This window comes from Streptomyces sp. NPDC089915 (genome assembly GCF_040684675.1).
GTDB lineage: Bacteria > Actinomycetota > Actinomycetes > Streptomycetales > Streptomycetaceae > Streptomyces.
In genome coordinates, this window is record NZ_JBFBGN010000001.1 from 79,885 (window position 1) to 92,519 (window position 12,635).

Annotated in this window: 9 protein-coding genes; 6 read left to right on the plus strand and 3 right to left on the minus strand. The window is 70.6% G+C overall.

The features are described from left to right. Positions 1-20 precede the first annotated feature (20 nt). The 3 genes from AB0O29_RS00370 (at position 21) to AB0O29_RS00380 (ending at position 3,510) form a co-directional block, all read left to right on the plus strand. Positions 21-854 (plus strand): TIM barrel protein, encoded by an 834-nt coding sequence (locus AB0O29_RS00370; protein ID WP_365143658.1) that lies wholly within the window; start codon positions 21-23, stop codon positions 852-854. 75 nt (positions 855-929) lie between these two features. Continuing rightward, on the plus strand, positions 930-1,820 hold the full coding sequence (locus AB0O29_RS00375) for a 2-hydroxy-3-oxopropionate reductase (RefSeq protein ID WP_365143661.1): 891 nt from the start codon (positions 930-932) through the stop codon (positions 1,818-1,820). A gap of 232 nt (positions 1,821-2,052) precedes the next feature. After that, positions 2,053-3,510 (plus strand): catalase, encoded by a 1,458-nt coding sequence (locus AB0O29_RS00380; protein ID WP_365143905.1) that lies wholly within the window; start codon positions 2,053-2,055, stop codon positions 3,508-3,510. A gap of 1,336 nt (positions 3,511-4,846) precedes the next feature. Here the strand turns inward: AB0O29_RS00380 and gcl are convergent. After that, positions 4,847-6,625 carry a glyoxylate carboligase gene (gcl, locus tag AB0O29_RS00385; RefSeq protein ID WP_365143908.1) on the minus strand — a complete coding sequence of 593 codons (1,779 nt, stop codon included), beginning with the start codon at positions 6,623-6,625 and terminating at the stop codon, positions 4,847-4,849. Between the two features lie 277 nt (positions 6,626-6,902). Here gcl and AB0O29_RS00390 point away from each other — a divergent pair, with 277 nt between their 5' ends. Both AB0O29_RS00390 and AB0O29_RS00395 read left to right on the plus strand, forming a co-directional pair. Further along, positions 6,903-7,742: a hypothetical protein gene (locus AB0O29_RS00390; RefSeq protein WP_365143664.1), complete on the plus strand. Its 840-nt coding sequence runs from the start codon at positions 6,903-6,905 to the stop codon at positions 7,740-7,742. Positions 7,743-7,848: 106 nt separating this feature from the next. Then, positions 7,849-8,337, plus strand: a complete 489-nt coding sequence (locus AB0O29_RS00395; protein ID WP_365143667.1) for a glutathione peroxidase — start codon at positions 7,849-7,851, stop codon at positions 8,335-8,337. Between the two features lie 76 nt (positions 8,338-8,413). Here AB0O29_RS00395 and AB0O29_RS00400 read toward each other — a convergent pair whose 3' ends face one another. Beyond that, a complete protein-coding gene (locus AB0O29_RS00400; protein WP_365143911.1) occupies positions 8,414-10,096 on the minus strand; it encodes an AMP-binding protein in 1,683 nt (560 codons plus the stop codon). A gap of 51 nt (positions 10,097-10,147) precedes the next feature. After that, a complete protein-coding gene (locus AB0O29_RS00405) occupies positions 10,148-11,251 on the minus strand; it encodes a winged helix DNA-binding domain-containing protein (protein WP_365143670.1) in 1,104 nt (367 codons plus the stop codon). A gap of 100 nt (positions 11,252-11,351) precedes the next feature. Between AB0O29_RS00405 and AB0O29_RS00410 the strand changes: the two genes are divergently transcribed. Next, positions 11,352-12,488 carry a magnesium and cobalt transport protein CorA gene (locus AB0O29_RS00410; protein WP_365143673.1) on the plus strand — a complete coding sequence of 379 codons (1,137 nt, stop codon included), beginning with the start codon at positions 11,352-11,354 and terminating at the stop codon, positions 12,486-12,488. Positions 12,489-12,635: the final 147 nt, after the last annotated feature.

Below are 12,635 nucleotides of genomic sequence, written 5' to 3' on the forward strand. Positions count from 1 at the left end.
GGAAGGAGCGCACACCCCTCATGGGATACACGGACCAGCGCTTCGATGTGAACCTTTCGATCCTCTACACCGAGCTCCCGCTCCTGGAGCGCCCCGCGGCCGCCGCCGCGGCGGGCTTCACCGCGGTCGAGCTGTGGTGGCCCTGGATCGAGACCCCCACCCCCGCTCAGGAGGAGCTGGACGCCCTCAAGAAGGCTCTTGAGGACGCCGGCACCCAGCTGGTGGGCCTGAACTTCTACGCCGGCCAGCTCCCCGGCCCGGACCGCGGCGCGGTCTCGGTGCCCGGCGAGGAGTCGGACCGCTTCAACGCCAACATCAACGTCGCGGCGGACTTCGCCGCCTCGGTCGGCTGCAAGGCGCTCAACGCCCTCTACGGCAACCGCGTCGAAGGCGTGGACCCGGCCGTCCAGGACGAGCTGGCCCTGAAGAACCTGGTCGTCGCGGCCCAGGCCGCCGACCGCGTGGGTGCGATCCTCCTGATCGAGACCCTCAACAAGCCCGAGTCGCCGCTCTACCCGCTGGTGAGCGCCCCGGCCGGCATCGAGGTCGTGGACAAGGTGAACGAGGCCACCGGCCTCGGCAACGCCAAGTTCCTCCTCGACCTGTACCACCTGGCGATGAACGATGAGGACCTCTCCGAGGTCATCGAAAAGTACGCCGCCAAGACCGGGCACGTCCAGATCGCGGACAAGCCCGGACGCGGTGCCCCCGGCACCGGAGAGCTGCCCCTCGAGGACCTCCTCGACCAGCTCAAGAAGGCCGGATACCAGGGCTACGTAGGCCTCGAGTACAAGGCGGCCGACGCCGCCGCGTCCTTCGAGTGGCTGCCGGCCGAGGCCCGCGCCGCCAAGTAGGCGGACAAAGTCCGGGCGATCAGCCAGGCACCTCACGCACTTTTCGTATAAAGCTTGAAGAAGAAGGACCTCATCATGAGCAACCTCCCGAAGATCGCCTGGGTCGGCCTCGGCATCATGGGCTCCCCCATGTCCGAGAACCTCCTGAAGGCCGGCTACTCGGTCACCGGCTTCACGCTGGAGCAGGACAAGCTGGACCGCCTGGCCGCCGCCGGCGGCACCGCCGCCTCCTCGATCGCCGAGGCCGTCGCGGACGCCGACGTCATCATCACGATGGTGCCCGCCTCCCCGCAGGTCGAGGCCATCAACTACGGCCCGAACGGCATCCTCGAGAACGCCAAGTCCGGCGCGCTGATCATCGACATGTCGTCGATCACCCCGCAGACCTCGGTCGACCTGGCGAAGAACGCCGCCGAGAAGGGCATCCGCGTCATCGACGCCCCGGTGTCCGGCGGCGAGGCCGGCGCCATCGAGGCCGTCCTGTCGATCATGGTGGGTGGCGAGCAGGCCGACTTCGACGCCGCGCTGCCGATCCTCGAGACCCTCGGCAAGGTCATCGTCCTGTGCGGCCCGCACGGCTCCGGCCAGACGGTGAAGGCCGCCAACCAGCTCATCGTCGCGGTGAACATCCAGGCGTGCGCCGAGGCCGTCGTCTTCCTCGAGAAGTCCGGCGTGAACCTCGAGGCCGCCCTCGACGTCCTCAACGGCGGTCTGGCCGGCTCCACGGTCCTGACCCGCAAGAAGGACAACTTCCTGAACCGCGACTTCAAGCCCGGTTTCCGGATCGACCTGCACCACAAGGACATGGGCATCGTCACCGACGCCGCCCGCAACGTCGGTGCCGCCCTGCCCGTCGGCGCGGTCGTCGCCCAGCTGGTCGCCTCCCTGCGCGCCCAGGGTGACGGCGGCCTGGACCACTCCGCCCTCCTGCGCGCGGTCGAGCGCCTCTCCGGCGCCCAGGTCTGATCCCCCCGCGGCCCGCACGCCGGGCCGCACTCCCCCCCCTCACGGGGGCCCGAGTTTCCGGATGGTGCCGGTGCTGACACCTGTCCTGTCGCGCCCAAGCGCCGGCACCGTCCGGATTACCTCCCCATTCTTTCTTTCAACAAACTGTTGACGTCGCGTTCACGCCGAAATTAGGCTGTTCCGCATGACGGAAGATGCATTCCGTCAGCAGTTACCCGTACGGAAGGTCACCATGTCGAAGCGCACGCTGACGACCGAGTCCGGCGCCCCGGTCGCCGACAATCAGAACTCCGCCACCGCCGGCGTCGGTGGCCCGCTCCTGATCCAGGACCAGCAGCTCCTTGAGAAGCTCGCCCGCTTCAACCGTGAGCGCATCCCGGAGCGCGTGGTGCACGCCCGCGGCTCGGCCGCGTACGGCTACTTCGAGGTGACCGACGACGTCACCGGCTACACCTCGGCCAAGTTCCTCTCCGAGGTCGGCAAGAAGACCGAGACCTTCCTGCGGTTCTCCACCGTGGCCGACTCCCTCGGTGGCGCGGACGCCGTCCGCGACCCGCGCGGCTTCGCGCTGAAGTTCTACACCGAGGACGGCAACTACGACCTCGTCGGCAACAACACCCCGGTGTTCTTCATCAAGGACCCGATCAAGTTCCCCGACTTCATCCACTCCCAGAAGCGCGACCCCTTCACGGGCAAGCAGGAGCCGGACAACGTCTGGGACTTCTGGGCGCACGCCCCCGAGGCGACGCACCAGATCACCTGGCTGATGGGTGACCGCGGCATCCCCGCGTCCTACCGCCACATGAACGGCTACGGCTCCCACACCTACCAGTGGACCAACGCCCAGGGCGAGGCCTTCTTCGTCAAGTACCACTTCAAGACGAACCAGGGCATCCGCTGCCTGTCGGGCGAGCAGGCCGCCGAGCTCGTCGGCTCCGACGCCAACTCGCACCAGACCGACCTGCTCCAGGCCATCGAGCGCGGTGTGAACCCCTCGTGGACCCTGTACGTGCAGGTCATGCCCGCCGCCGAGGCCGCGGACTACCGCTTCAACCCGTTCGACCTCACCAAGGTGTGGCCGCACAGCGACTACCCGCTGCAGCGCGTGGGCCGCCTGGTCCTCGACCGCAACCCGGACAACGTCTTCGCCGAGGTCGAGCAGTCCGCGTTCTCCCCGAACAACTTCGTCCCGGGCATCACCGCCTCGCCGGACAAGATGCTCCAGGGCCGCCTGTTCGCGTACGCCGACGCCCAGCGCTACCGCCTCGGTGTGAACCACACCCTGCTGCCGGTCAACGCCCCGAAGGCGACGAAGGCCGACAACTACGGCCGCGACGGTGTCATGGCGCTGCGCAACGGCTCGCGCCACGACAAGAACTACGAGCCCAACTCGTACCAGGGCCCGGCCGAGACCGGCATAGCCCTGGGCGCCCCGAAGGCCGTCTCCGGCTACACGGGCACCCACGAGGCCCCGGCCCACACCAAGGACGACGACTTCTTCCAGGCCGGTGAGCTCTACCGCCTGATGTCGGAGGCCGAGAAGCAGCGTCTGGTGGCGAACATCGCCGGCGGCCTGTCTCAGGTCACCCTCGAGGACGTCATCGAGAAGAACCTGGCTCACTTCCACGCCGCGGACGCCGAGTACGGCAAGCGCGTCGAGGAGGCCGTTCGCGCCCTGCGCGACGCCTGAGCCCCACAGATGTACCGGGGGCCTGACGGGAGGTCAGGCCCCGGGTGCTGAGCCCGCACCGCGGACCCGGATGAGGGGTGGTACGCGGTGAGGGCAGGACGAGGACCGTGGCGAGCGTGCGAGCCAGTGCGGTGGTAATGGGTTCCGAGGCCCGTCTCTTGACCTGAGGGAGACGACGCCGGAGTTCTCGTCGCCCGCCCGCCACGGTCCCAGCCACTCCTCTGTATAGGGGCCACGCACAGGGTCCCCTATATAGAGGAGAACCAACCTCCCCCACAACTCCGCCCGGCGGTGCGAACGTCCTGTCGCGCCAGCCTCGCTCCGTCGGGCGGTAACAACCAGAGCGCCGAGTCACGGACGGTCCCGTGACTCGGCGCTTTGTCGTTGCCGCGGGTGGACGGGGTACTGGTGGGCGGTGACGGAACAGCCGGGCGGGGCGTGGGAGGGCGGGGTCTTCGCGGGGCGGTCTCAGAGAAGGTTGGGGGCTTCCCGCCAGTCTCATCGTCCTTCCGCGTCGGGTCGGTCAGTCAAGGGCGCTCCTTCGTCGCGTCGCTTCGCGATGGCCTTCGGCCACCCTTGACAGCCCGACCCGCCACGAAATGCCGAAGACTGCCGAGAACCCCCCAAAGGAACGGGACGGATGTAAGGCAGGCATACGGCCGTGTCAGGGACCAGCCGGGTAGGTCGGGACACGGCAGACCACACATCCGGCCCCGACCGGCAAAGCCGGAGCCTGAGGCCGACCCACGCAACAGATCGCTACGCGCTTCGCCCATCCCAGCGTCCGACGACCGCCTGTGGCCGCTACCCGCACCAAATGTCGAACGGGACCGCGTCCGGCGCCACCAGGCGCGGCAGATCGCTACGCGCTCTTGTCATCCCAGCGTCCGGCGGCCGTCTGGGGCTGGTACCTGCACCACATGCCAACCGGCAGAGCATCCCGGCCCAAGACGGCGGCAAGCCGCCGAGGAGAGCGAAGCGCGTAGCGATCTGATGCGGGGGCCGGCCCGGATCGCCGGATGCCCATTGCGGGGGCCGGATGTGTGGTCTGCCGGCCCCCGGCCCCGCCGCGCGTCGCTGAGACCGCCGCATGTCCAAGGAACGTCCGTCCCGTTCCTTCGGGGGGTTCCCTGAGACCGCCCGGCTCAGACCCCGAGACCCCCCGGCCCCGCCCCGCTGTACGACGCCGCCACACCGGCACCCCGCCGCGAGGCGGGTGGGCAGCCACCGACCCGCCCCCGGCCCCTCGCAGGGGCGATGGCGCGCCCCCAACACAAACAACCCCCGCCCCTCCCGGAGGAGGAACGGGGGCCGCTGTGTGCCGTTACTGCGGAGATCAGGCCTGGAGGGCCTTGATCGCGGTCGGGGCGTGGCCCGGCTCGGTCGCGAGCTCTTCGAACTCGGTGACGTCGCTCATGTCGACCGTCTTGCTCATCGCGATGTTGGTGATGCGCTCCAGGATGGCCTCGACGACGACCGGGACCTGGTGCTCCTGGGCCCACTTCTTGGCCGTCTCGAAGGCCTCGCCCAGCTTCTCCGGGTCGGTGACGCGGATGGCCTTGACGCCCAGGCCCTCGGCGACCTTGACGTGGTCGACGCCGTAGACGCCGATCTCCGGGGTGTTGATGTTCTCGAACTCGAGGTTGACCTCGAAGTTGATGCCGAGGCCGCCCTGCGCCTGGCGGATCAGACCCAGGTAGGCGTTGTTCACGAGGACGTGGACGTAGGGGACCTTGTGCTGGGCGGCGACCGCCAGCTCCTCGATCATGAACTGGAAGTCGTAGTCGCCGGAGAGGGCGACGACCGGGGTCTCGGGCTGCGCGGTGGCGGCACCGATGGCGGCCGGGATGGTCCAGCCGAGCGGGCCGGCCTGGCCGCAGTTGACCCAGTGGCGCGGCTTGTAGACGTGCAGGAACTGCGCGGCCGCGATCTGGGAGAGACCGATGGTGGTGACGTAGCGGGTCTCCGGGCCGAACGCCTTGTTCATCTCCTCGTAGACGCGCTGCGGCTTCATGGGGATGTTCTCGAAGTGCGTACGGCGCTGGAGGGTGGCCTTGCGCTCCTGCGCGGAGGCGGCCCAGGCGGAGAAGTCGGGGAGCTTGCCCTCGGCCTTCCACTCCTTGGCGACCTCGATGAAGAGCTCCAGGGCGACCTTGGCGTCGGAGGCGATGCCGAAGTCCGGGGCGAAGATCTTGCCCAGCTGGGTGGGCTCGATGTCGACGTGGACGAACTTGCGGCCCTTGGTGTAGGCGTCCAGGTTGTAACCGGTGTGACGGTTGGCCCAGCGGTTGCCGATACCGATGACGGTGTCCGACTCCAGGAACGTCGCGTTACCGTAGCGGTGGGCGGTCTGCACGCCGACCATGCCGGCGGCCAGCTCGTGGTCGTCCGGGATGGTGCCCCAGCCCATCAGGGTGGAGATGACCGGGATGCCCGTCAGCTCGGCGAACTCGACCAGCAGGTCGGAGGCGTCGGCGTTGATGATGCCGCCACCGGCGACGATCAGCGGACGCTCGGCCTCGAGCAGGAAGCCGAGGGCCTTCTCGGCCTGGGCGCGGCTCGCCTGCGGCTTGTAGACCGGCAGCGGGGTGTAGGTCTCGGGGTCGAACTCGATCTCGGTCAGCTGGACGTCGATCGGCAGGTCGATGAGGACCGGGCCCGGACGGCCGGAGCGCATCAGGTGGAAGGCCTGCTGGAAGACGCCGGGGACCTGCGCGGCCTCCAGGACCGTGGTGGCGGCCTTGGTGACGGGCTTGGCGATCGTGGCGATGTCGACGGCCTGGAAGTCCTCCTTGTGGAGCTTCGAGACCGGGGCCTGGCCGGTGATGCACAGGATCGGGATCGAGTCCGCGATCGCGGAGTACAGGCCGGTGATCATGTCGGTGCCGGCCGGGCCCGAGGTGCCGATGCAGACGCCGATGTTCCCCGCCTTGGCGCGGGTGTAACCCTCCGCCATGTGGGAGGCGCCCTCGACGTGACGGGCCAGCGTGTGCGCGATTCCGCCCACGTTCTTGAGCTCGCGGTAGAACGGGTTGATCGCGGCACCGGGCACGCCGAACGCCTGCTCGACACCCTCGAGCTTGAGGATCTCAACGGCGGCAGCGGCGGCTGTCATACGAGGCATCAGGTTCTCCTGCGGGTCTGGCGGTCAGACTTTTTCCGGCATCCGGAATTTATGTTCTGCTATACGAAACAAGCTAAGCGGCGGCTTCCCGCACGTCAAGGCGGCGGGGCACCCCGGAACCCACCAAAAGCCGCATCTCTTTCGGTGAGTTGCACAAATGGCCGGGCTCGCGGGGTGAAACGGCCCGATTCGGCGGGCTCGCTCGCCCCGGTGGTCGCCGGTGGTGGAGCATGGACCCACGCACAGCTACGGAGGGGGTCCAGGGCTCATGGCGGAAGCGGTACCGGTGCGCTGCCCGGCGTGCCAGCGCGAGAACGGCTACATCTCACCGGTCTTCCCGTGTGCCTGCGGGAGCCCGGTGATCCCGCCGCTGGACCTGGCGGCGGCGCCCCTGCCGCTGACCCACCGCACCTGGCAGGACAGCTGGGTCACGGTGCGCTGCGGGTCCTGCGGCCGGGAGAGCGAGTGGCCGCACCCGGAGGTGGGGTGCGGTTCGTGCGGGACGGTCGTACTGGTCCCCGTACGCCCGCCGGACCCGCCGGACCCGGTGGAGCCCGCGGAGGGCGGGACGGACGCGGGGGACGCGGCCGGGGCGGATTCCGGGGTACGGGAGGAGGCGGGCGCGGGGGACGGCGTACGGGGGGACGCGCACCCGGCCGGCCGGGCCCCGGCGACCCCCGCCTCCGGGGGCGCCGCCGGCGCGGCGCGGGGGCCCGCCTCCCGGCCGCCGTTCCGGCCCGTGACCATCCGTACCGCCCGGGACGCGGTGGCGACGGCCGCGCTGTACCTGCGCTGGCTCGGCTTCCGGGACGTGCGCCAGCCCGACGGGGTGCCGATCCCGTCGGCTGCGGTGGACCTGCGGGCGCCCGGGGTGGTGGCCCAGGTGGACCCCACTACGGCACCGGCCGGGCTGCGGGCGGTGGAGTGCGTCTGGCTGAACGGTCTGACGGCCTCGACGACCAGCGTCTACTTCGCCCTGGCGGGATATACGGAGGAGGCCCGGGGCCGGGCGGACGACCTGGGGATACCGCTGTTCGTCATGGACCTCACGGGCATGCCGCAGCCGGTCAACGACCCGGCGGACGCACTGGTCGTCCGGGGGGCCTAGGCTCGGGACCTGTTCGCACGTGCTGTTCGATCATGCCGTCCGGCCCTGCCGCCGGGGCGTGGCGTCCGAGCGCGCCGCACCAGCCTGCCGACCCGAGGAGAGCCCGATGAGCCTGTACGACATCCCGCTGACCACCCTGGACGACGAGCCCACCAGCCTGGCGGCCCACCGCGGCAAGGCCGTCCTGCTGGTGAACACCGCCTCCCAGTGCGGGCTCACCCCGCAGTACTCGGGTCTGGCCCGTCTGCAGTTCAAGTACGAGGCGAAGGGCTTCACCGTCATCGGTGTGCCCTGCAACCAGTTCGGCGGCCAGGAGCCGGGCACCGCGGAGGACATCCAGACCTTCTGCGCGGCCGGCTTCGGGGTGACCTTCCCGATGCTGGAGAAGTCCGAGGTCAACGGCGAGAACCGGCACCCGCTGTACCAGGAGCTGGTGAAGACCCCGGACGCCGAGGGCGAGGCCGGGGACATCCAGTGGAACTTCGAGAAGTTCCTGATCTCCCCCGCCGGCGAGGTCGTGGCGCGCTTCCGCCCGCGCACCGAGCCCGAGGCCCCCGAGCTCATCGCCGCGATCGAGGCGCAGCTGCCGGCCTGAGCCCGCTCCGGCCGGACCCCGTTCCGTACGGGCGCCCGGAGACCGGGCGCCCGCGGCCGGGCCCGGGCCCCGGGCCTCAGCCCGTCGTGTCGGCCTCGTCGTACTCCTGGGCCGACCCTGCGGCCGTGAGGTCCCGCAGCTCCACCCGGCGGATCTTCCCGGACACGGTCTTGGGGAGCTCGGCGAACTCGATGCGCCGGATCCTCTTGTACGGGGAGAGGACCGCCCGGGAGTGTTCGAACAGCAGCCGCGCGGTCTCCTTCCCGGGCTCCCAGCCGGCGGCGAGGGTGATGTAGGCCTTGGGCACGGCGAGCCGCAGCGCGTCCGGGGCGGGGACGACGGCCGCCTCGGCGACCGCCTCGTGCTCCAGCAGGGCGCTCTCCAGCTCGAACGGGCTGATCTTGTAGTCGGAGGCCTTGAAGACGTCGTCGGCCCGGCCCACGTAGGTGAGGTGGCCGTCGGCGTCGCGCGAGGCGATGTCCCCGGTGCGGTAGAGCCCGTCCGCCATGGCCTCGGCGGTGCGCTCGGGGTCGTCGCGGTAGCCGGTCATCACCCCGGCGGGGCGGGTGCGCAGGTCCACGCACAGCTCCCCCTCGTCGGGGGACTCCTTGCCGGTGACGGGGTCCAGCAGCACGATCTCGTATCCGGGCGCGGGGCGGCCCATGGAGCCCGGCTTGACCTCGGCTCCGGGGAAGTTGCCCACCTGGAGGGTGGTCTCGGTCTGCCCGAACCCGTCGCGGATGGTGATGCCCCACGCCTCCTTGACCCGTTCGATGACCTCGGGGTTCAGGGGTTCGCCGGCGGCCACGGCCTCGCGCGGGGGCCGGCGCAGGGCGGTCAGGTCGGACTGGATCAGCATCCGCCAGACGGTGGGCGGGGCGCAGAAGGTGGTCACGCCGCCGCGGTCCATCTCGGCCATGAGCCGGTCCGCGTCGAAGCGGGTGTAGTTGTGGACGAAGACGGTCGCGCCGGCGTTCCAGGGCGCGAAGAGGTTGGACCAGGCGTGCTTGGCCCAGCCGGGCGAGGCGATGTTGAGGTGAACGTCGCCGGGGCGCAGGCCGAGCCAGTACATGGTGGAGAGGTGCCCGATGGGGTACGAGGCGTGAGTGTGCTCGACGAGCTTGGGGCGGGCGGTGGTGCCCGAGGTGAAGTAGAGCATCAGCGGGTCGGAGGCGAGGGTGGTCCCGTCGGGGCGGAAGCCGCTGTCGGCCCCCTCCATGTCGGCGAGCCGCAGCCAGCCGGCCGGTACCGCGTCCCCGGCGGCGATCCGGGTGTAGCCGCCCGGCACCTCGTCGAACTTCGGGGTGTCCAGGGCGCGGGCGATCACGTGGCGGACGTCGCCGCGCTCGATGCGGTCGCGCAGGTCGGCGGGGCCGAGGAGCGGGGTGGCGGGGATGACGACGGCGCGCAGCTTCATCGCGCCGAGCATCACCTCCCACAGCTCGCGCTGGTTGCCGAGCATGACCAGGACCCGGTCTCCGGCGGCCACGCCCTGCTCGCGCAGCCAGGTGGCCGCGGAGCCGGAGCGCAGCCGCATCTCGTCGAAGGTGACGGCCTCGGTGGTCCCGTCCTCCTCCACGATGCGCAGGGCGTCGGCGGTGTTGCCCTCCGCGATGCGGTCGAACCAGTCGAACGCCCAGTTGAAGCGTTCGGGGCGGGGCCAGGTGAATCCGGTGCGGGCGGCCTCGTACTGCCCGCGGTGGGCGAGCAGGAAGTCCCGCGCGGCCAGGAAGCTGTCGGTGGCGCTGTTCTCCGTCATGGTCATGGAAGGCATCGTGCCGCGCCGGACGGGCCCTCCACCAGGGCGGCGTCAGCCTCGGATTGACCCGAAGCGCACGCTCCCGGGGCCGTCGCCCAGCGCGGCGAGCATCGCCTCCCCCTCGGCGGCGATCTCCTCCTTGACGGCCCGCGCCGTGTCCCGGAACAGCTCGACGGTGATCCCGTCCCCGCCGCCGGCCCAGACGCCGCCCAGGAACCCGTCGACCATCACCACGCACCGGCTCTGGTTGCCGCTCGCGTTCAGTCCCTTGAACTCCGGGGGAACGACGCGGGTCCGGTCGGCGTGCGAGAGCAGCAGGTTGTCGAACTCGGGGAGGAAGCGGGGCGGGGCGGGGGTGTCGGGGTCGGGGCGGGGCGCGTCGGGCAGGTCGAAGAGCTCGGTCCCGTTCCCGTCGCGGAAGGTCGCCAGGCGCGGCCGGAGCCGCTCGAAGACCTCCCGGAGCCGGGTGACGCCGGCCCAGGTCTGCATGTCCTTGACGGAGGCGGGCCCGAAGGCGCCGAGGTACCGCAGCACCAGCGCGTCGGTCCCCGCCTCGGTCCCCTCCTCCAGCGACCGGCCCGCCCAGGTCTCCAGGGTGGTCAGCCGCACCTGGCCGCTGCGGCCCCACACCCCGCGCGGGGTCACCTGGACGAGCGGCAGCAGGCAGCGGGCGGCCACGGCCAGCGACTGCGGGTCGGCCCCGGGCCACGACCGGAGCAGCTCCTCGCGGATCTCCCCCATGGTCCGCGGCTCCTCCTCGACGAAGCCCCGGGCCCGCGCGGCGAGCGCCTTCAGGTCGACTCCGGCCAGCCCCTTGCGGAAGTACTGCACCTCGCGGTCCCGGGCGGCCTGCACCAGGGGCCTGAGGGTGAGGGCGTCCTGGACCGTGTGGGTGTGGATGGTGGACCGCATGGTCACCATCCGCACCACCTCCCGCTCCTCCATCAGCCGCCCCAGCTCCTCGGGCCGGAACCCGGCGAGCCGGGCGTGCAGCTGGTAGTACGGCGGCTTGACGTTCTGTGCCTGCAGCCCGAGCAGGTGCGCGACGGCATCGCCGGCCGTCATGTCGTCGGCGCGGCTCAGCAGCAGCTGGCGGGCGAGCGTGGCACGGTTCAGTGCGCGGGTGCCGAGAACGGAACTCGTAGAGGAAGCCATACCCGCAACCTAACTCCGATTGCGGACACCCCCTGTCCGCAACCTGCACCACCCCCACCACCTCCACCCCCACCACCTCCGCCCCCTCCCTGGAGCCGCGATGCCGGAGCGCCCAGACCGCCGCCCCACCCACGCGAAGCGCGCCGGCCGGCTCCGCCCGTCCGGCCCCTCCCCCACGCCCCCGCCGGCGCCCGCGGCCGCCGTCCCCCCGGACCACCACAGCGTGATCGACTCCGCCGTCTACCGCGAGGGCCGCCGCGTCGCCTCCCCCACCACCCTCGCCGAGACCTTCCGCCGGCTGCGCGAACAGCCCGACGGCATGGCCTGGATCGGCCTCCACCGCCCGACGGAGAGCGAACTCCACTCCCTGGCGGCGGAGTTCAACCTCCACCCGCTCTCGATCGAGGACGCCCTGGAGGCCCACCAGCGCCCCAAGCTGGAACGCTACGGCGACACCCTCTTCGTGGTCCTGCGCGCCGCCCGCTACCTGGACGCCCTGGAGGAGGTCGACTTCGGCGAACTCCACGTCTTCGTCGGCCCGGACTTCCTGATCACGGTCCGCCACGGCGCGGCCCCCGACCTCTCCGCGGTCCGCCGCCGCATGGAGGAGTCCCCGGACCTCCTCTCCCTGGGCCCGGAGGCCGCCCTGTACGCCATCCTCGACGCGGTGGTGGACGGCTACGCGCCGGTCGTCGCGGGCGTCCAGAACGACATGGACGAGATCGAGACGGAGGTCTTCCGCGGCGACCCGGAGGTCTCCCGCCGCATCTACGAACTCTCCCGCGAAATGGTCGAGTTCCAACGCGCGACCCGCCCCCTGGTCGGCATGCTCCACGCCCTGATGGCCGGCTTCGCCAAGTACGGCACGGACGAGGAACTCCAGCGCTACCTCCGCGACGTGGCGGACCACGTCACCCACACCAGCGAACGCGTGGACGGCTTCCGCCAGGCCCTGACCGAAATCCTCACGGTCAACGCCACCCTGGTCTCCCAGCAGCAGAACGCCGAGATGCGCGCCCTGGCGGAGGCGGGCTTCGAACAGAACGAGGAGATCAAGAAGATCTCCTCCTGGGCCGCCATCCTCTTTGCACCCACGTTGGTGGGAACGATCTACGGCATGAACTTCGAGACCATGCCCGAACTCCACTGGGCCGCGGGCTACCCCTTCGCAATCCTGCTGATGGCGGTGGTCTGTACGAGCCTCTACGTCATCTTCAAGAAGCGCGACTGGCTGTAGTCGGGGAGCAAGAATCGGTGATCGAGTTCGCCATGGCAAACATCAATGATGGCCTGATTCGGGGCCTTGGGGAGAATCTGGGGAGAACGCGCGGCGCCCGGGGAGTGAGCCGCGCTCATCCCACCTACTCCCCCTCCGTGTACCTCA